Source organism: Arthrobacter sp. GAS37 (assembly GCF_044908325.1).
Classification (GTDB): Bacteria; Actinomycetota; Actinomycetes; order Actinomycetales; family Micrococcaceae; genus Arthrobacter; species Arthrobacter ramosus.
The window spans coordinates 73427-91612 of the sequence record NZ_JBIYDB010000004.1; the positions used below are offsets into that span (position 1 = coordinate 73427).

An 18186-nucleotide genomic window follows, 5' to 3' on the forward strand; every position below is an offset into this window, starting at 1 on the left:
CCATGTCCCCTATACTGACATCTGAATACTTGTTCATATGTTGGAGGTCCTGTGGCTGCTCGAGAAGCCGTCGATGAATGCGGCGTGAAACTTGTCGACCCCGACAAGGTCGAACTCGTCCGCGCGGCTCTGCCCTCGGATCATGACATTGCCGAGTTGGCGGATGTGTTCTCGCTGCTGGGCGATCCGGGGCGTTTGCGGCTGTTGACGTCCTTGCTGGAAGGCGGGGAACTGTGCGTGTGCGACCTCGCCGCGACGACGGCGATGAGCGAGAGTGCGGTCAGCCATGCGTTGCGGCTGCTGCGCGCCCACCGGGTGGTTTCTGTTTCGAGGCGCGGCCGGATGGCTTACTACCGGCTGGATGATGCGCACGTGCGGATGCTGTTGGACCTGGGCTTGACCCACACCGGACATACGGTCGCCGTCCATCCCGAGCGCACGAGTCCCGCCAGCACGAGTCCGGCCCGCACCGCCCCCGCCAAGAAGGACAACGGCCAATGAACACCCACCACCACGACGCTGCAGGAAACACAACCAAACACCATGGCCACAGTCACGCGATAGCAGTGAACGCGGACCGGCGCTATCTGCTTGTGGCGTTGGCGCTGATCGTCGGGTTCATGATCGTCGAGGTGATTGTCGCCGTCGTTTCCGGCTCGCTGGCCCTGCTCTCGGACGCCGGGCACATGCTTACCGACGCCGGGGCGATCGCTGCCTCGCTGTGGGCGATCAACCTCGCGGCCCGTCCGGCGCGGGGAATCTGGACGTTCGGATTCAAACGCGCGGAAATCCTCTCCGCGGCCGCCAACGGAATCACGTTGCTGGTCATCAGCGCCCTCGTGGCTGTGGAGGCCGTCCACCGCCTCCTTGATCCGCCACCGGTCGACGGCGGCCCTGTCCTGGTCGTCGCGATCCTCGGGGTCATCGTGAACCTCGTGGCGGTGTGGGTGCTGGCCAAAGCCAACCGGTCCAGCCTGAACGTGGAAGGATCCTTCCAGCACATCCTGACCGACCTCTACGGATTCATTGCGACGGCGGTCGCCGGGCTCGTCGTCCTGACCACCGGTTTTACCCGTGCGGACGCGATTGCCTCCCTCATCGTGGTGGCCCTGATGCTGCACGCCGCGTGGGGGCTGCTGCGGGACTCCGGGAGGATCCTCCTGGAAGGCGCACCGGAAGGTGTTGACCTGGACCAGGTCAGGGAACACCTCCTCGAGACCGGGCACGTGCATGACGTCCACGACCTGCACGTCTGGACCGTCACCTCCGACCTTCCGGCCCTCTCCGCGCACGTCGTCCTGGACGAGAGCTGCTTCCACGACGGACACGCCCCGCTCATCCTTGACCAACTGCAAAACTGCCTGACCGGGCATTTCGACGTCGAACACTCCACCTTCCAGCTCGAACCCGCCGGCCACGCCGTCCACGAAACCGGAACCCACTGATGACCACTGCCCCGCCCCGGTCCTGGATCAAGGACGCCCGTACCGTCCGGCTGCTCTCCTGGTTCAGCCTGATCTGGATGGTCCTCGAGGGAGCCCTCGGCCTTGTTGCCGGCGGGACGGCGGGCTCCGTTTCCCTGATTGGCTGGGCGCTCAGCTCCGCCGTCGAGGGCCTGGCGAGCATCATTGTCATCTGGCGGTTCACCGGGTCCCGCACACTGTCGGAAACCGCCGAAGGGCGCGCGCAAAAGGCCGTCGCCGTTAGTTTCTGGCTCCTGGCCCCCTACATCGGAATCCAGTCGCTCATCGACCTGGCCACGGGACACCGGGCCGAGAACAGCGTCCTGGGCATCGTGCTCACGGCGGCGAGCCTGGTCATCATGCCTGTCATCGGTGTCGCCAAGCAGCGCCTCGGTGCCAGGCTGAACTCAGGAGCCACCGCCGGGGAAGGAACCCAGAATCTTCTCTGCGCCGCCACTGCTGCCGCCGTCCTGATCGGCCTGGCCGGCAATGCGCTCTTCGGCGCGTGGTGGCTTGACCCCGTCATCGGCCTCATCATCGCCGCGGTCGCCGTCAAGGAAGGCCGCGAAGCGTGGAAGGGTGAAGACTGCTGCTAGCGCACTCAAAGAAACGGATAACCCATGGCCAGCATTAGCAACAAAAGCAAAGACCACAGGCTCTTGTTGCGTCGCGGGCTGCGGCTGGAATACGCGACACTGGGCTGGAACGTAGTGGGCCTCGGCGTCCTGGCAGCCGCCGCCATTCAGGCCGGCTCCCCGGCCCTGGCCGGTTTCGGCCTGGATTCCCTGATCGAGATCTTCGCTTCGATCGTGGTGGTGTGGCAGCTCAAAGGTGCCCACAAGGAGCGCGAAGCCCCCGCGATGCGCCTGATAGGGACGGCCTTCGCCGTTCTTGGCGCTTACCTGCTCATCCAGGTGGCCGTTGTGTTTGCCACCGGCGTCCGCCCTGCCACCTCAGGTCCGGGCATCGTCTGGACGGCCCTGACCTTCGTAGTCATGCTCGCCCTCGCGTGGGGCAAGATCGGCACCGGGCACCGCTTGGGCAATCCCGTGCTCCGCGCCGAAGGAAAAGTGACCCTCGTCGATGCCTACCTGGCCGGCGCGGTCCTAGCAGGCCTTGTCCTTAATGCCCTTTTCGGCTGGTGGTGGGCCGATCCCCTGGCTGGAGTCGTGATCATCTACTACGCGGTCCGCGAGGCCCGTCAAGCCTTCAAACACACCCTTTAGTGGTGCGCTTGCGTCTCCTGGAGCCGCTTGATGAACCAGCGTGATTGCTCGGGTCCGTAGGGAAGCACCGGGATCGCTTTGGTAGCGTCCGACGGCGTGTCCCGGATCGACTGCCTAGCCTGCCGTACCGCTGTGGACATGGTGTCGGCCATGGTCTTCACGAATTGGTCGCTGCAGGGCTTGCCGTGGCCGGGGATGAGGAACTCGTAGCGGTGCCGCAGGGCGGAGATGTGCCGCAGGACGTCGGCCCAATCTTCCGGGTAGGAGTCCTCGAACGACGGGTGCGCGCCTTGTTCCACGAGGTCACCGGCGAAAAGGGTGCTGGGCGTGCCTACCAGGAGGTCGCCGTCGGTGTGGCCGCGGCCCAAGTAGAACAGGGTGGCTGTGAGGCCGCCGAGATCGACCAGGACGGGCTGGTCCTTGACGATCGCGTTGGGAATGACGAGTTCGACGTCGTCGCCCTTGCCCGCGGCCATCTCCGGCTCGGTGGCGGAGACGAAGCGGCGCTGGTGGTCGCCGTCGTCGTCGATTGTCGCCGCACAGTTGACGTGCCCCCAAAACTCGGTGACGCCGTCGTCGGCAAAAACGGCGTTGCCGAAGTAGTGGTCGTAGTGGGCGTGGGTGTTCACGACGACGAGCGGCAGCTGGGTTTTTTCGCGGACTGCGGCGAGGATTTGCCGGCCTTGCCGGGGGCCGCAACCGGTGTCGATCGCCATGGCTCGTTCCGTGCCTACAACGAGGCCCGTGTTGAGCAGGCACCCTTCGGTCTCCAACACGTAGTTGTTAGGGCCGACTTCGAGCCATGCTGACATTGTTTCTCCGTCTGATGCGTTCCGGCAGTGTTCAGGCCTCGATTCTACCCACGTGGAGCCGGAAGGATCGGGAGGAAAGGCGCAGTTGAGACCCGGGCCCTTCGAAATGCGTAGGAGAGGGCTTGAGGACCAATCCTCGGGAAGCTACGCTATCGGGGTTGGCGATTGCTACTTGTTAACTAGGGACAGCTTTAGGACGTGATCGTGGTACCGGATACTGCGGACGGTGGAAAGGCCAGTGTCGATTTGGGCGTCGACGGTCTTCTCCATCTGCGCTGGCTGCCCGGGGTCGACATTCAGGTTGAGGATGCCCGGGCGGCCATGGCGAAAGTCAACGAGCTATGCCAGCAGGAGCAGTATCCAATGCTTGTAGACATGGCCGCAGTCAATTCCGTTAGCCGAGAGGCCAGGGGTGTGTGGTCTATTCCCTGCGGCGCTTCGCGCATCGCCTTGTTAGGTACGTCGCCTGTAGACCGGGTCCTGGCGAACTTCTTCCTCGGAGTGCACGTCCCGCCTTGCCCGACTCGTTTTTTTACATCGCGCAGCGAGGCCTTGGACTGGCTTAATGCGGGTGTGTGAGCCCCGGATGTACTTGCTGTTGCCCGCAGGGATTAAGTGACCTCGAGGGAGAGCGTTGAGGACCCGCGCCTGCAGCTTTTGGTTGACGGCGTTGTCCGATTGGCTGCCGGCGATCTGGACGCACGCATTGAACCTTCGGAGCATCGGGATGACATTGATGCTGTCATCACGGGAGTCAACCTGCTCGCAGAGGAACTGGGCCACATTCATGCGGATCTGGAACAGCGGGTGGCCGCCCGCACGGCTATGTTGCGGCGAACACAGGTTGAGCTGGAACAGATGGCCAAGACGGATGCCCTAACGGGCCTTGCAAACAGGACGCTGCTTACCGAGCGGATCCAGGAAGCGATCCTGTCCAGCACGGACGGCGGAAAAGCCCCGGCTGTGTTGCTCCTGGACCTGGACTCATTCAAGGCCATCAATGACATCCTGGGCCATAGCGCCGGTGACGCCGTGCTGGTGGAAGTTGCCAAACGTCTCCGTTCCGCCGTCAGGGAACAGGATACTGTGGCGCGCCTGGGCGGGGATGAGTTTGCCATCCTCATAACCGCGGCCACGGAAGAGGAAATCCTTCGAATTGCGCACCGTGCGTCGGAGTATCTGCAGGACAGCATGTGTATCGGAATAGAAACGGTTTGGGCGATGGCGAGCATCGGCGTTTGCATCGGTAAGCCGGGGTACCGGGCAGAGGCGCTGATGCGCGATGCCGACATTGCCATGTACCGGGCAAAGGCGCGGGGCCGCAACAATGTCCAGCTCTTCCACCCGGATATGCTTGACGCCGTCCAGGAACGGTCGCGAATAACCGCCGAACTACGCACCGCCGTTGCCGGAAGGGAACTGGCGCTGCTGTATCAGCCGGTGGTCGAATTGGCTTCCGGCCGCGTTATCGGCATCGAAGCCCTCCTCCGATGGCATCACCCTGTCCGCGGAATCATCATGCCGGGCAGCTTCATTGGCATCGCAGAAGAAACCGGCCTGATCTTTGAGCTGGGAAGGTGGGTGCTGCATGAAGGTCTCGCCCAGATGAGGCGCTGGAGCCAAACCGACCCGGACCTGACAGACTTTTGTCTGCACATCAATCTTTCTGCCGCCGAACTCCTTCGAACCGACTTGCTGGAGGACATCAGGGACACCCTGGCCAGGTATGGCGTGGATCCGCGGCGTTTGATCTTGGAGATCACCGAGACCGTATTGATGTCCCGGGAAACCGGACAGGAACAGGTCCTCAGCAGGCTCCGGGAGCTCGGCGTGGGGTTGCAAATTGACGACTTCGGTACCGGCTATTCGTCCATCAGCTACCTTAGGTCGCTTCCGGCAGACACAGTGAAGGTCGATCAGTCCCTCATTAAGGACATTGAGTCGGACCCCCGGCAGCAAAAGTTCGTTTCAGCCATTCTCCAGCTGATTTTCGCTGCGGGGCTCAACGCGACCGTTGAAGGCATTGAAACCGCCGAGCAGGCGGCCCAGCTGGAAGCCATGGGTTGCCTCTACGGGCAAGGCTACTTTTACGGATATCCGGGACCAGCCGCGGAAGTACCGGATCAACTCCGCCGGCCCGCACGGCGTCTGTAGAGTTAGCCCATGTCGAAGCTTTGGGACCAGATGCTGCTTGTCCCCACAGTAGTACGCCTCGCTTCCCGTGCACCGAGAAATCCGGACACCGCGTGGGAAGGATATTGGCGCGGAATCCGCACTACTGGCCGTTCCGGAGACGTGCTGTGGGACTCCGACTCCCCGGCCGAGCGTGCGCAGTACTCCGACGCGATTGCGGCTCACTTTGATCCAGCTCTTCCGGTAGTTGACGTCGGGTGTGGCAACGGTACCCACACCCGCTGGCTTGCCGGCCTATTTCCACGAGTTCTCGGAATCGACGTGTCCAAGGGGGCGATCGAGATGGCGAGCAGGGAAGCCGCAGGGGTCCAAAATGCCGACTTCATGGTTCTGGATGCTGCGGGGGCAGGTGCTGGAGAGCTCCTGCTGAAGCGGCTGGGGCCCGCCAATGTCTTTGTCCGCGGAGTCTTCCACGTCCTGAAACCCGGCAAGCAGGCTGCCATGGCTGCCAACCTGCGAACCGTCGTCGGGAACAGAGGCCGGGTATTACTGGCCGAAACCAACTTCCGCGGAAATAGCCTCGGTTACCTGACCGAGCTCGGCGCCACCCGGCAAAGCATGCCCCTGCAGCTGCGGCGCGCCTTGGAGAACCTTCCCCGGCCCGGGCATTTCGGTGCCAGGGAACGGCACGGCGTATTTTCGGATTCGGACTGGCAGTTGATTGCGGACGGCCCGGTTAACATCGAAGTGGTCCCGATGAACGCCAGCGGCCTTCCGCAGTGGGTTCCCGGATATTACGCACTCCTGTCGGGCGCGGAAGATTCCGGAACAGAGCACGGACGGGTGTGACTGCACAAGTTGCGCACCGCGCGTTACATCCAAATGAAAATTTCATTTCAATCCGGGCCGACCGGTTTGTTCGGCTGTAGTATTCCCTTAGTTTGCAGGTCCCGGGCTCAGCCGGAGCTAAAGGCAAAGGAATAATTTCATGTCAACGCGGAAACCGTCTTTGACCAACGCCGAGATGCGGGCCAGTCCGGAGACTGTGGAGCCGCCCCTCGAGCAATTGCGTGGGCTGCGCCTCCAGGTCCTGGAAATCATCGATGAAGTCTTGTCGGACTCTTCGCAGGCAACGGATGCTGTGCGCGAACAACTTCGCCAGCACATTGCCGCCCACCCTGGGCGTCCGGAAGAGGCGCTGCTGGAGCACTTGTCTTCGCTCAGGTCGGAACAGCCAGCCCCGCAGGGTGAACCGAACGGCCCGGCCCCGCAGGGCGACCCGGACCTACAGCACCCAAGCAGCCAGCACCCAAGCAGCCCGCGGCTCGAGGCGGTCCTCAGGGACCGGATGCTGATGACCGCCTTCCAGCCCGTTTTCGACCTAGCCACGGCCACCGTCGTCGGCGCCGAGGCTTTGACCCGCTTCGTTAGCGATAGCGGGGACCCTGCCGATTATTGGTTCGCGGAAGCCGAGGACTCGGGGCTCCGAACGGACCTTGAATTCGCGGCGTTGGAGTCGGGGCTCGAGGCCGCGCTAAAGCTGCCGCCCCACCTTTTCGTGGCGTTGAAGCTTTCCCCCGAGGTCTGCCTGGATCCGCGCCTTCCTGTGCTTTTCGAGCAAACTGCGGTGGCGCCCGACCGGGTGATCCTTGAAATCTCCGGGACGTTCCCGCAGGAGCAGGCCGCCTCGCTCGACGCCGCAGTGGCTCCGCTGCGCAGCGCCGGCGTGCGCTTGTCCATCGAAAACACGGGTTCCTTCTTCGCCGGGGCCAGCCATATTCTTCGGCTCAAGCCGGAGATGATCAAGCTGGATCGGAATCTGACTGCAGCTCTCAACATGGACCCCCTCCGGCAGGAACTCGTCGAGGCGGAGGTCGGGTTCGCACGGGAGATCGGGGCGGCCTTGACCGCCCAACGCATCGAAACCAAGGACGAGCTCGCCACTCTTGCTGGCCTGGGAGTATCCCTCGGACAGGGGTATCACCTTGGGCGGCCCTCGGTCCAGCCCAGCGAATGGGCCAAGTGGCGCGGGCGTGCCCGGCATCTCGCCTCCCCGGGCGGTCGCGGCAGGACCACGCGGACCTGACAGACCCTGCGCTTCAGAAAACTCAGGCAGTTACTGGGCGTTCCGAGCCTCGATGGTGTTCTATCAGCCAAGCCGCCATCTGCTGGGCGCGTTTGGACGCCAGGACGTCTCCTTCTGTGGCCGAGATGATCGAGCCCTTCATCAGGATGTGCCAGGAGCGAGCGAACTCGTCGGTGTGCTCCAGCCCGGCTTCCTCTGCCAACTCCTGGATGTGTCCCCTGATCCTGGCGAGGTAGCCGATGCTGGCTTTCCCCAGCGGATGTTCACGCCCCATTTCGAGCAGGACGTTGATGAACGAGCACGCCTCAAAATCCTCCCGCTCGAACCAGTCCCCGAATACGTCAAAAATGGCGAGCAACTGCTCCTCGGCGGTGTCTGCCCGGCTCCGGGCGTCGGAGATGATCAAGTCCACGGTCCAGATCTGGTCGCGAAGCGCGAGGAAGGCAAGAACCAGGTCGTCCTTGGACGGAAAGTGGCGGTAGAAGGTGGCCTTCGCAACTCCTGAACGCTCGATGAGCTGATCGACCCCGACCGCGCGGATCCCGCGCCGGGAGAACAGTTCGTAGGCGGCGTCCAGGATTCGATCCACCGCGTCGTCACGGGTGGTCGTTTGTCCGGCTGGCATGGAGGACGAACCGGGTGCATCCGAGGCATCTGGGGTACTCATCGCGATAGCAATCCTACTCCCACACCCACAAGTCAGACCGGTCTGTCATGACCCTTCTTGCGTGAACTCGGCACAGGCAACCCGCGACGTCGGCGCTCCCCTATTGCTTCTACTGCGGCCTTCTGCTTCTCTGGCACTACCGGGCCGCCACCGCGCTAATTCCGGTGTGGACCGCGCCCGGCTGAAGGGACGTGGGACCGCTATGACTTCTTTGTGGCTAGACGCGCGCAAGGCTTCGGCAGCCGCGAGCCCCGATGAATTCACGCCCGGGAACAGCTACGACGTCGTCGTGGTCGGCGCCGGAATCACGGGCCTGGCTACGGCCCTCATGCTGGCACGGACCGGGAGCAACGTGCTGGTCCTCGAGGCCCGACATATCGGGGCGGTCAACACCGGAAACACCACGGCCAAGTTGAGCCTTTTGCAGGGCACCACGTTGTCCAGGCTACGGAACCAGTATTCGGTGAACGTGGTCCGTGCCTACGTTGACGCGAACCGGGCAGGACAGAGATGGCTGCTCGAGTACCTCGAGGGCCGGGGCGTGCCTTTCCAGTACCGGGACGCTTACACCTTCGCCACCACGCCCACCGGCGCGGAACACCTCGTCACCGAAGCCAATGTTTGTCGGGCTGCCGGGCTCAACGTCAAGTCCACCCGGGAGACGGGGCTGCCGTTCGACGTCGACGCCGCCTTGCGGCTTCCGAAGCAGGCCCAATTCAACCCCATGGACGTCTTGGATGCGCTGGCTGCGGATGTTCGGGCCGCCGGCGGCAGCATCGTTGAGGGCATCCGCGTCATGAATGTCCGCAACGGCGATCCCCTGACGGTGGTCACCAGGAAGGGCGAGGTCCGCGCCCGCTACGTGGTGCTCGCCACCGGGACACCCATCCTTAACCGCGGGCTTTACTTCGCGAAGCTGAGGCCGAATCGCTCGTACGCCGCTGCGCTGCGGCTGCCGGACGGCATGAGCCCGCCGCCGGGGATGTACCTTTCCGCGGAGCCGCCTACCCGCTCGCTGAGGGACTATCCACTGCCCGACGGCGGGGCGTTGCTTTTGGTGGGCGGGTTCGGGCACGCGGGTGGCCGGGCGCCGTCGACGCAAGTCCATGTGAATGAGCTGCTCGGCTGGGCCCAACAGCACTATCCGGGTGCCGAGGTCACGCACACGTGGGCTGCCCAGGACTACCAGGCCGGTAATCTCATGCCGTTCTTTGGCAGGTTTCCCCGGGGGCACGGGAAGATCTTCTTCGGCACCGGCTACAACAAGTGGGGCATGACAAATGGTGTTGCGGCGGCCCTGGATGTCACCGCCGATATCCGTGGTGAAAAGCTGGATTGGGCCCATACCATCCACCGCCGCGTTACGGGTCCCCGTGGTGCAGCGTCGACGATTTCGTTGAACGTAGAGACACAGCAGCAGAATTTCCGGGACAAGGCAGCCCTGAAGGAGAAGCCGGCCATCACGGAGGAAACCAACCCCGCCGAGGGCACGGGCGTCACGGGACTTTTCCACGGGAAGCCTGCGGCTATCTGCAAGGTTGATGGCGTGGTGTGCAGGGTGTCCGCAGAATGCGCGCACTTGGGTGGGATCCTGCACTGGAACGACGCCGAGAAGTCCTGGGACTGCCCTCTACACGGCTCGCGCTACACTGCCGCGGGAAAGCTGCTGGAGGGGCCGGCGACGCACAATTTGTTCAAGCTGCAGTAGGGGTTGGGTGTTCAGCTTGGGTTGAGGCGGTGTTGAAGGCCTTTGCCATGAGCCCGCCGATAATCGCTTTGACCTGCTGGGCGATCGAATCGTAGCCCGGCGGCCGATCGCCGAAGTATTGCTGGCGTCGATTGTCACCTGACCGTCAGGGCCGTCAATCTTGGCCAAGCCGACGGCGATCGAGTCTCCCGGAATGGCGACGACCACGACGTCGGCGCCGGTGGCATCACCGCCGTCCCGGCCAAGCGCAGTCACATCGTGGCTGCAGCCGTCCAGCGTCGCGCCAAGGCGCCGTCGACGTGACCTCGCCCAATCACGGTAATCCGCATGGATTCCACCTATTCATTTCGAGGCAAGTACCGACGAAGGACACCTCTCGGACGCTCCACGCCCGATTATTCGCTGGGGCTCACTGGCTCATGGCCACCGGATTCACCACTCGGATTTCGGTCAGCATCCTGACACTCTTTGCAGCGACCGACGAATTGATGCGGGCAATCGGGCCGGCCATCGCCCTCCCCACGGAGCAACGTAACTTTCATTCCGGCATCCTAGTCCCCCGCGCGGGGCGTCGGAAGGCTTCGCAGCCCGTGTCCCTCCGGGGAACTGCGAGTGACCGTCAAACGGACGCTAGAAAATCCCTTCTAACAAAGTCGATAATGTCGTAAAATTTCTTGCAAGCTGTGGGTCGCGGGGGCACCTATATGAATAGGAGTTTCCCTTGCTGCGTCTACATATTATTGCCTCAGCTACTGCGCGCCTTTCTTTCGGGATTGCGGCTGCTGATAGAAGGCAATCGTGAAATGGTACAGTTACGCGCATCCGCCGATGTTTGGAGCATCCTTGGCGCCCCTTTTTATGACCAATTGGGACCTGTGGCTTCAAATCCTCTTGCCATCTGTGGTCCTGGTTTCCTACGTGATCAATGAAGTAGTTCTTCACCGGAGGAAGAAGGCCGCACGCGCACGCGCAGCCGAGCTCGATCGCACCGACACGATGATGCACGCCTACCGGGAGCCGCCTTCCTAGTCCCTCGATCGACGACGCGCAATCATGGCGCGGTCCAATCTGGCTTTAAGCGATAGGACAGCCAATTTTGTACATCTGGTTTTAAGGGGATTGTCTCGCCTGAGGGTGGGGTGCTCCTACGCCCGTCGGGGCCAAATATGAATAGGAGCTTCAATTGCAAACACCACATATTTTTGTCCAAGTAAGAAACCGGCTACTCATTATTGGCGTGATGGTTTGCGCGGGCGGGGTTATCTTCGAAATGTTGGCCACGAACTTACTTTCGCTGCTTTTCTCTCTCCAAGGAGGGGCCGGCGCGGGTGTCGGCATGTGGCTCACAGGCTTCATCGTCTCAGTCGTACGCTTCGGGCTTGCCCCGCTCGGCGCATCACTCGTAGCTCTCGGCATCGCAGCACACATCCTCCGAAACCAGATCCCAGACCTTCTCAACAACCTTGGGAAGGGCGAGTAGGCGGCAGCGAACCCGGTCGCAATACCCGAACCCCGGCACCCCAACGGAAATTCAGCGACGATATCGTCCCGGCGTGGGGAACTTCAGAACGGGATATCTTGCCAGGGATGAACGACGCGAGCGTCGAAGAAGGATTCAGCGGCAGCTGTCCTACGTTGGATTAGGAGTGTTGGCTGCCGCCACGATTTTCGTTGTCACGATTGCGCTCCGCCACTGAAGCGATGCCACCGGCAGCCGGCGCCGCGAAGGGTACCGCCGGCGCACCGCCGTCGTAATCGATCCTGAGCCGTAACCAACAGGCGCCGCTGGTGAATCAAAGGGCGGGCCCGGGCAGGCAGGGAGCGCAGCATCGAGTATCCAGGACCTGCTGAGTACTTGGGGGCGCGTCCTGAAGCTGGCATGCGACATTGAGCCCGGAGTGTGTTCGTTGTGCGACGAGGACCCCGCCAGGGCCGAGGCAGTCATCGAAGTGCTCTCAGACGGATTCACCAACGCCATCCGCCACGGTGAACGAAGCCATGTCCGCGTGACAATGTCGGCCCAAGAGCCGCACCCGGCACGAGCGGCAACGGACGCCGGAGCCATCCACCTAAGCATCAGTTCTCCTGGCCGGCTCCGACGTCAGATCCGTCCCAGCCTCGGGATGACGACGCTTCAGACCCTGTCCAAGGACGTAACACTCAGCGAAGATGGCGACAACGCCGTCCTTCAGGTGAGCCTTCCATGAGCCCGCCGATGGGCCCCTGTGTCAGCAGATAGTAGTCTTGGATCCAGTGCAGCGCTGCCGCCCACATCCCGCACTGGTTAGAGGACGGTATGACCCTTCTCCGCGATCACGAAACTCAGGCCACACCGCCTACCCGAAAGAAGCGTCTGTTCCTTCGGTCGTTCGCTGTCATTGCAGCCTTGGCGATCTTCTGGGCCATTGCTGGCATCTTTCTGTACGTGGCCCCGCCCGCTGACGAGCCGCAACACGCGGATGTGCTGTTCGTGCTCGGGCCGCCTGACCAACGGATCGGCTACGCAGAACAGCTGATGCAGCAGGGGTATTCACCGACGGTGGCGGTGTCAAGCCCAATAGGCAAAGACGGAAAATTCGAAGCGAGCATATGTACCGCCCAGCGCCCTTACCGGATCATCTGCTTCAACCCCGACCCGTTCACCACACAGGGCGAAGCCCGGGCTCTGAAGAACCTTTCGGAGCAATATGGTTGGAAGAGCGCAAACGTCCTTACGGCCCAATTCCATGTGACCAGGGCCCGGGTGATCATCAGCCGCTGTTACGGAGGAGACTTGCACATGGTCGCCCAGCACAGGAGCTTGCCGCTGGTCTCCCTGAGCAGACCCACCTCCTCTTGGGCGTACCAGTACCTCTACCAAACCGCCGCTTTCGTCAAGGTTGCGATCCACCCGGACTGCTGAAAAGCCGGTTTAGCTCGCACTCACAAATCCGCCAGCACCGTCCCCGGGCTCTCGATCGCATCCGCAACGTACCTCAGGAACCCGGCAGCCGTTTCGCCGTCACAAACCCGGTGATCGAAAGCCAACGTCAGCTCGGTGACCTTGCGGACAGCCAGCTGGCCGTCCACCACCCAAGGCTTGTCGATGATGCGACCTACGCCAAGCATCGCTACCTCGGGGTAGTTGATGATCGCGGCGGAACCGTCCACGCCGAACACTCCGTAGTTGTTCAGAGTGAAGCTGCCGCTGGCCAACTCTGTCGGTGTTGCCTTGCCGTCACGCGCAACGGCGGTTAGCCGGCGGATTTCAGCATCGAGTTCGCGGGCGCTCAACAGGTGGGCGTTGCGGACAGAGGGAACCACGAGTCCGCGGTCCGTCTGTGCGGCGAAGCCGAGATTGATGCCGTCGAAAGCGATGATCTCTTGCATCTCACCGCCCGCTGCGTCCTCTGCTGTGACGATCCGGGTGTTCAGCTCGGGGAATTTTTTTAGCCCAGCTGTGACAAAACGAGCGATGAACGCGAGCAGGCCGGGAGCGCCGTGCGGATCGCGCTTTTTGAGTTCTCCACGCATCTCAAGGAGCGCGGTGGCGTCAACGTCCACCCAGACAGTTGCCTCTGGGATCTCGGAACGGCTGCGGGTCATGTTGGCCGCAACAGCCTTCCGTATCCCGCGAACCGGAGTGCGCGAAGCCACGGTCAAGCCGGTTCGGGCATCCTGGACTCCGCTGGAAGGCTGGACAACGGCGGGCACCTCAACGGGGGCGGTCTCGCGCGTGGCCCCTCCGATGGCGGCCTCAATGTCGCGACGCAGGATGAGCCCGCTCTCCCCCGAGCCAGGCACGGCATCCAACGAGACGCCATGGTCCCGGGCCATCTTCCGCACCAAGGGTGAAATTACGGCAGAGAGCTTCCCTGGAATCCGCGTACGGGACAAGGAGAGTTCGGCAAAGTCGGGCTCCGAGGTCACAGCAACGGCAGAACCAGCAGACACCTTCCGCGGCCGGGTGCGGCGAGCCTCGCCACCCCCGGAGGTGCCGTAGCCAATGAGCACGTTCCCGGATCCGGCCTTCTCCTCGGTCCGATAGGTCTCGGCAGCTGCGGCGACCGCAGCTGCCTCGGAGACCTCTTCTTCCACAGGCTCAGGCTCAGCAGCAAGCGAAGCACCAACTGGAGCCACCGAGATCAGCGGCTTCCCGACGTCAAGTGTCTGGCCGGCCTCGCCGTGGAGCACGGCGACGATGCCAGCGTAGGGCGAGGGCACCTCCACCATGGACTTGGCGGTTTCAACCTCGGCGATCGGCTGGTCCACGCGGATCTCGTCGCCGACGGCAACAAGCCAGTTGACGAGTTCAGCCTCGGTGAGGCCCTCGCCCAAGTCCGGAAGCAGGAACACCTGCATTTCTGCGCTCATGGTCAGTTCTCCCATTGAAGGTCGTCAACGGCATCGAGGATGCGGTCGACGCTTGGCAAGTAGTAGTGCTCCAGCTTCGGAGCCGGGTACGGGACGTCGAAGCCGGTCACGCGGCGGATCGGCGCAGCCAGGTAGTGGAAGCAGCGCTCCTGCACCCGGGCCACGATTTCGGAGGACACGGAGGCGAATCCGTGAGCCTCAGCGATAACAACCGCTCGGCCGGTCTTGCGCACGGAAGCGCAGACAGTTTCGTCATCGAACGGCACGATCGAGCGGACATCAATCACTTCAAGGCTTCGGCCCTCTTCAGCGGCCGCAGCCGCGGCGGCAAGCGCGGTCGGGACCGAGGGGCCGTAGGCGATGAGGGTTGCATCAGTGCCGGGACGCGCGACGGCGGCGCGCCCCTCGCTGTTGGATCCTGTCGCAGCGTTCGTGGCGTGTTCGGCGCGCAGGGCGCCCAGGTCCACCTGGTCCTTTGACCAATAGAGCTTCTTGGGTTCCATGAACATGACTGGATCGTCGGAATCGATGGCTTCACGGAGCATGCGGTAGCCGTCCGCTACGGTCGCCGGCGTGAAGACCTTCAGGCCGGCGGTGTGGGCGTAGTAGGACTCGGACGAGTCGCAGTGGTGCTCTACGCCGCCGATCCCGCCGGCATACGGGACACGGATGACCATGGGGAGTTTGACGGCGCCCTTGGTTCGGTTGTGCATCTTGGCGACGTGGCTGACGATCTGTTCGAAGGCCGGGTAGGCGAAGGCGTCGAACTGCATCTCAATCACGGGACGCATTCCGTTCATGGCCATACCCACGGCCATGCCCACGATGCCGGATTCAGCAAGCGGGGTATCGAAGCATCGTTGCTCTCCGAAGGTGGCCATGAGGCCATCGGTGATCCGGAAGACGCCACCCAAGCGGCCAACGTCTTCACCGAATACCAGAACGGAAGAATCGGCCTCCATGGCGTCCGCCATCGCGGTGTTGAGCGCCTTGGCCATGGTGATGGTCTGCGGACCGGAAGCTTCAGCGACTGCTGCTGCACTGGCTGCCGCACTGGCGGTGGCGGAGCTGACGTCACCGGTTGCGGCGTGCTCGGTGGCCTCAGAGGATGTCGTGACGGCGGGGCTCATTTGCCTGCCTCCTTCTGGCTGGATGCCTCACGGGCGAGTTCGTCGGCGAGCAGGGCGGACTGCTCCTTCAGTTGCGGAGTGGGTGTGGAGAAGACGTAACGGAAGAGATTCTGCGGATCTACCGGGACGTCCTCACCCAGGCCTTCGCGAAGCTGCGACGCAATGGCTTCGGCCTTTGCTGCGATCCGGGTGGAACCGTCGTTGTCGAGGAGTCCACGATCGGTGAGGTACGCCGTCATGCGGCTGATGGGGTCCTTGGCGGTCCACTCGGCCACTTCGCTGTCCTCGCGGTAGCGGGTGGCGTCGTCGGCGTTGGTGTGGGCCTGCATGCGGTACGTGTGGGCCTCGATCAGGAGCGGCCCCGAGCCTTCGCGGGCCAATTTGACGGCGCGGTCCAGCACTGCGAGCAACGCGACCAGGTCATTGCCGTCAACGCGCTCACCGGCCATGCCGTAGCCAACGGCCTTGTGCGCCAGCGACGGTGCCACGGACTGTTGGCTCAGAGGCACCGAAATCGCGTACTTGTTGTTCTGTACGAAGAAGATGACAGGCAGGTGGAAGACCGCTGCGAAGTTCAGGGCTTCGTGGAAGTCCCCTTCGCTGGTGGCACCGTCGCCGCACATTGCCAACACCACGGTGTCCTCGCCGCGCAGTTTGGCGGCATGGGCAACTCCGACGGCGTGCAGCAGCTGGGTGGTCAGCGGCGTGCACTGGATACCCACCTTGTGCTTGGTGGGGTCGTAGCCGCTGTGCCAGTCACCGCGGAAGATGGTCATGGTCTCCACCGGGTCGACTCCCCGGGACATAACCGCTACGGCGTCACGGTAGGTGGGGAACAGCCAGTCGCCTTCGCTGAGGCACAGAGCCGCGGCCACCTGGCACGCCTCCTGGCCGTGGCTGGACGGGTAAACAGCCATGCGGCCCTGCCGGACCAGGGCGGAGTTCTGGTCATTGACGCGGCGCCCGACGACGAGTTGTTCGTAAGCCGCCATGAGTTCGGCGTCGCCGGGGATCGGATATTCGTGGCCGGGCTCCGTGCCCTGCTCGGCTTCAGGCTTGAGCACGCCAGAGGGATCCACCATCTGGATCTGGTGGCGGGCGGGCAGCATGTAGTCCTCGACGCTGATGCCGAACTTGCGCCGCACTTCGGAAGCTTGGTCGTTTGCCTCTGTGTCGTCCGGCCGAGCGTCAGCCAGACCCTGGGCCTCATGGTCCGCGGAGATCGTCATTGGTCCGTCCTTCTGTATCCACTATTTGTCACCAGTATGTTCCCTCGAGAAGTTTCGTATCCAGCTCTGGCCAGAATCATGGAAAAGCTTGCTAGAAACCATTAGCCTGGAAGACAGATTGCAAATGTGAGCTGGATAACGGACCCACACTGTGGACGAATTGGAGATGCAATGGCCGAGGTCGAAGCGGATCAGGCAGAGGTTCCTCTTGACCAAGTGGACAGGGACATCATTGCCGAGCTGACGCGCGACGGAAGGATGTCTGTCACCCAGGTGGCAGAGAATGTCCACATCAGCCGGGCACACGCGTACTCAAGAATTTCCCGACTGACGGGCGAGGGAGTGCTCACCAAGTTCACTGCGCTGGTGGACCCCATCAAGGCCGGCTTGAAGTCATCCGCCTACGTCACGCTCAAGGTGCAACAGCATTCCTGGCGTGAGCTACGTGAAGAGCTTCGGCTCATTCCGGAGGTGCAGCATATTGCGCTGGTGGGCGGCGATTTCGACGTCATTCTGTTGGTCCGCGCCACCGACAACATTCACCTGCGGAGGGTCATTTTCGACCAGCTGCAGTCGATGCCGGGGGTGCAGGATACGCAGACGTTTCTGGTGTTTGAGGATCTGGATACGCGTTGAGGCTAGCGCGTGATGACTTCATGCCGGGACCAACTCATTTGAAGGCCAACAAAACCGCTCTCTCAACCTTCCCGGCTCTGCTGCGAGGTCAGAAAACCCAGGCTCCGCCGGCATAGATGTGACGCCCAGGCGCCCCACTAGAGTGATCGAAACCTACCCTCTCAACGCAAGGTAGACCACAGCACCTGTCGCGCACGCCAGGAGAATGAGCCCCATTGCTTTGAGGATCCTGCCAATCTCCTTTTTTCGGTAAGGATTAATATCGATATAGTCGGGCAATATGTTCTCCATCTCGACCAAACTGAGCTTGTCTTCTCCAACAAGTATCGGCAATACGTCAAGTCAAGTTAGAGAGCTGCCTAGATCGGAGTGCACAGGCTTACCTCTGCGTCGCTAGACACGACGGAAGTACGGGATCCCTCGGGACCGTGGTTCTCTAGGTTCAGGCCCTGCGCTCAACAGCCGCGGCAGGGAGCTAGCTTGGCAAGCCCCTGAGACTCAATCTTCCGCGGAAAAACAAACCTGGGAGGGTGCCACGCACAGGATTTCACTGATCCACCGAGCCTCCTACTCCAAGCGTCGCTTACATGTGCGAAATTGCGGCCCTTGCGGACCGTTAGCACAACAAGGGTGGTCTCACAACCCGTTCTGAGCAGGCCTCGAAAGAACCGTGCAGCCGAACGTGGATTTGCTGGCCAGGAACGCAGGTAGAATATCGCTAAACACACTTGAACTGCTATTCC

19 protein-coding genes are annotated in these 18186 nt (G+C 62.5%); 14 read left to right on the forward strand and 5 right to left on the reverse strand.

Features of this window, described 5'->3' with window-relative positions:
- Positions 1 to 51: 51 nt before the first annotated feature.
- The 4 genes from ABH924_RS05350 to ABH924_RS05365 are packed head-to-tail and all read left to right on the forward strand — an operon-like array spanning position 52 to position 2689.
- Positions 52 to 501, forward strand: a complete 450-nt coding sequence (locus ABH924_RS05350; protein WP_404497502.1) for an ArsR/SmtB family transcription factor — start codon at positions 52 to 54, stop codon at positions 499 to 501.
- The gene (locus ABH924_RS05355) at positions 498 to 1445 is read left to right on the forward strand and encodes a cation diffusion facilitator family transporter (RefSeq protein ID WP_404497504.1); all 948 of its coding nucleotides are present in this window, start codon (positions 498 to 500) and stop codon (positions 1443 to 1445) included. Before ABH924_RS05350 ends, ABH924_RS05355 begins: the two co-directional genes overlap by 4 nt.
- On the forward strand, positions 1445 to 2059 hold the full coding sequence (locus ABH924_RS05360) for a cation transporter (protein ID WP_404497506.1): 615 nt from the start codon (positions 1445 to 1447) through the stop codon (positions 2057 to 2059). Before ABH924_RS05355 ends, ABH924_RS05360 begins: the two co-directional genes overlap by 1 nt.
- A 24-nt stretch (positions 2060 to 2083) precedes the next feature.
- Positions 2084 to 2689 (forward strand): cation transporter, encoded by a 606-nt coding sequence (locus tag ABH924_RS05365; RefSeq protein WP_404497508.1) that lies wholly within the window; start codon positions 2084 to 2086, stop codon positions 2687 to 2689.
- Here ABH924_RS05365 and ABH924_RS05370 read toward each other — a convergent pair.
- Positions 2686 to 3501: an MBL fold metallo-hydrolase gene (locus tag ABH924_RS05370; RefSeq protein WP_404497510.1), complete on the reverse strand. Its 816-nt coding sequence runs from the start codon at positions 3499 to 3501 to the stop codon at positions 2686 to 2688. The two genes, ABH924_RS05365 and ABH924_RS05370, sit on opposite strands and share 4 nt — an antisense overlap.
- Positions 3502 to 3705: 204 nt before the next feature.
- On the opposite strand from ABH924_RS05370, the gene ABH924_RS05375 reads away from it, so the two are divergent.
- From ABH924_RS05375 to ABH924_RS05390, 4 genes are all read left to right on the forward strand, one after another.
- Positions 3706 to 4080 (forward strand): STAS/SEC14 domain-containing protein, encoded by a 375-nt coding sequence (locus tag ABH924_RS05375; RefSeq protein ID WP_404497673.1) that lies wholly within the window; start codon positions 3706 to 3708, stop codon positions 4078 to 4080.
- 36 nt (positions 4081 to 4116) lie between these two features.
- The gene (locus tag ABH924_RS05380) at positions 4117 to 5655 is read left to right on the forward strand and encodes a putative bifunctional diguanylate cyclase/phosphodiesterase (protein WP_404497512.1); all 1539 of its coding nucleotides are present in this window, start codon (positions 4117 to 4119) and stop codon (positions 5653 to 5655) included.
- A gap of 9 nt (positions 5656 to 5664) precedes the next feature.
- Positions 5665 to 6483, forward strand: a complete 819-nt coding sequence (locus ABH924_RS05385) for a class I SAM-dependent methyltransferase (protein WP_404497514.1) — start codon at positions 5665 to 5667, stop codon at positions 6481 to 6483.
- Positions 6484 to 6622: 139 nt separating this feature from the next.
- Positions 6623 to 7720 carry an EAL domain-containing protein gene (locus ABH924_RS05390; RefSeq protein WP_404497516.1) on the forward strand — a complete coding sequence of 366 codons (1098 nt, stop codon included), beginning with the start codon at positions 6623 to 6625 and terminating at the stop codon, positions 7718 to 7720.
- Between the two features lie 22 nt (positions 7721 to 7742).
- Here ABH924_RS05390 and ABH924_RS05395 read toward each other — a convergent pair whose 3' ends face one another.
- Positions 7743 to 8345, reverse strand: a complete 603-nt coding sequence (locus ABH924_RS05395) for a TetR/AcrR family transcriptional regulator (RefSeq protein WP_404497674.1) — start codon at positions 8343 to 8345, stop codon at positions 7743 to 7745.
- Positions 8346 to 8589: 244 nt separating this feature from the next.
- On the opposite strand from ABH924_RS05395, the gene ABH924_RS05400 reads away from it, so the two are divergent.
- The 5 genes from ABH924_RS05400 to ABH924_RS05420 all read left to right on the forward strand — a co-directional run bounded on the left by ABH924_RS05400 (position 8590) and on the right by ABH924_RS05420 (position 12997).
- Positions 8590 to 10095, forward strand: a complete 1506-nt coding sequence (locus ABH924_RS05400) for an FAD-dependent oxidoreductase (protein ID WP_404497518.1) — start codon at positions 8590 to 8592, stop codon at positions 10093 to 10095.
- A gap of 858 nt (positions 10096 to 10953) precedes the next feature.
- The gene (locus tag ABH924_RS05405; protein WP_404497520.1) at positions 10954 to 11124 is read left to right on the forward strand and encodes a hypothetical protein; all 171 of its coding nucleotides are present in this window, start codon (positions 10954 to 10956) and stop codon (positions 11122 to 11124) included.
- A 208-nt stretch (positions 11125 to 11332) separates the two neighbouring features.
- On the forward strand, positions 11333 to 11575 hold the full coding sequence (locus tag ABH924_RS05410) for a hypothetical protein (RefSeq protein WP_404497522.1): 243 nt from the start codon (positions 11333 to 11335) through the stop codon (positions 11573 to 11575).
- A gap of 418 nt (positions 11576 to 11993) precedes the next feature.
- Entirely contained in the window at positions 11994 to 12302 is a 309-nt protein-coding gene (locus ABH924_RS05415; protein ID WP_404497524.1) for a hypothetical protein, read from the forward strand.
- Positions 12303 to 12391: 89 nt separating this feature from the next.
- The gene (locus tag ABH924_RS05420; RefSeq protein WP_404497526.1) at positions 12392 to 12997 is read left to right on the forward strand and encodes a YdcF family protein; all 606 of its coding nucleotides are present in this window, start codon (positions 12392 to 12394) and stop codon (positions 12995 to 12997) included.
- Positions 12998 to 13017: 20 nt separating this feature from the next.
- On the opposite strand, the gene ABH924_RS05425 is transcribed toward ABH924_RS05420, so the two are convergent.
- The 3 genes from ABH924_RS05425 to ABH924_RS05435 are packed head-to-tail and all read right to left on the reverse strand — an operon-like array spanning position 13018 to position 16807.
- Complete coding sequence (locus ABH924_RS05425; RefSeq protein WP_404497528.1) at positions 13018 to 14448, reverse strand: dihydrolipoamide acetyltransferase family protein; 1431 nt, start codon at positions 14446 to 14448, stop codon at positions 13018 to 13020.
- Positions 14449 to 14450: 2 nt separating this feature from the next.
- Positions 14451 to 15578, reverse strand: coding sequence for an alpha-ketoacid dehydrogenase subunit beta (locus ABH924_RS05430; protein WP_404497530.1), 1128 nt, complete (start codon positions 15576 to 15578; stop codon positions 14451 to 14453).
- Positions 15575 to 16807 carry a thiamine pyrophosphate-dependent dehydrogenase E1 component subunit alpha gene (locus ABH924_RS05435; protein WP_404497532.1) on the reverse strand — a complete coding sequence of 411 codons (1233 nt, stop codon included), beginning with the start codon at positions 16805 to 16807 and terminating at the stop codon, positions 15575 to 15577. The genes ABH924_RS05430 and ABH924_RS05435 overlap by 4 nt, the downstream gene beginning before the upstream one ends.
- A 171-nt stretch (positions 16808 to 16978) precedes the next feature.
- On the opposite strand from ABH924_RS05435, the gene ABH924_RS05440 reads away from it, so the two are divergent.
- Positions 16979 to 17443, forward strand: a complete 465-nt coding sequence (locus ABH924_RS05440) for an Lrp/AsnC family transcriptional regulator (RefSeq protein ID WP_234748882.1) — start codon at positions 16979 to 16981, stop codon at positions 17441 to 17443.
- Positions 17444 to 18186 lie beyond the last annotated feature (743 nt).

Coding starts and splice junctions, on each gene's coding strand:
- ABH924_RS05355 (WP_404497504.1), top strand. CDS start 498: ATGAACACCCACCACCACGACGCTGCAGGAAACACAACCAAACACCAT.
- ABH924_RS05360 (WP_404497506.1), top strand. CDS start 1,445: ATGACCACTGCCCCGCCCCGGTCCTGGATCAAGGACGCCCGTACCGTC.
- ABH924_RS05365 (WP_404497508.1), top strand. CDS start 2,084: ATGGCCAGCATTAGCAACAAAAGCAAAGACCACAGGCTCTTGTTGCGT.
- ABH924_RS05370 (WP_404497510.1), bottom strand. CDS start 3,501: ATGTCAGCATGGCTCGAAGTCGGCCCTAACAACTACGTGTTGGAGACC.
- ABH924_RS05385 (WP_404497514.1), top strand. CDS start 5,665: ATGTCGAAGCTTTGGGACCAGATGCTGCTTGTCCCCACAGTAGTACGC.
- ABH924_RS05390 (WP_404497516.1), top strand. CDS start 6,623: ATGTCAACGCGGAAACCGTCTTTGACCAACGCCGAGATGCGGGCCAGT.
- ABH924_RS05395 (WP_404497674.1), bottom strand. CDS start 8,345: ATGCCAGCCGGACAAACGACCACCCGTGACGACGCGGTGGATCGAATC.
- ABH924_RS05400 (WP_404497518.1), top strand. CDS start 8,590: ATGACTTCTTTGTGGCTAGACGCGCGCAAGGCTTCGGCAGCCGCGAGC.
- ABH924_RS05405 (WP_404497520.1), top strand. CDS start 10,954: ATGACCAATTGGGACCTGTGGCTTCAAATCCTCTTGCCATCTGTGGTC.
- ABH924_RS05420 (WP_404497526.1), top strand. CDS start 12,392: ATGACCCTTCTCCGCGATCACGAAACTCAGGCCACACCGCCTACCCGA.
- ABH924_RS05425 (WP_404497528.1), bottom strand. CDS start 14,448: ATGAGCGCAGAAATGCAGGTGTTCCTGCTTCCGGACTTGGGCGAGGGC.
- ABH924_RS05430 (WP_404497530.1), bottom strand. CDS start 15,578: ATGAGCCCCGCCGTCACGACATCCTCTGAGGCCACCGAGCACGCCGCA.
- ABH924_RS05435 (WP_404497532.1), bottom strand. CDS start 16,807: ATGACGATCTCCGCGGACCATGAGGCCCAGGGTCTGGCTGACGCTCGG.
- ABH924_RS05440 (WP_234748882.1), top strand. CDS start 16,979: ATGGCCGAGGTCGAAGCGGATCAGGCAGAGGTTCCTCTTGACCAAGTG.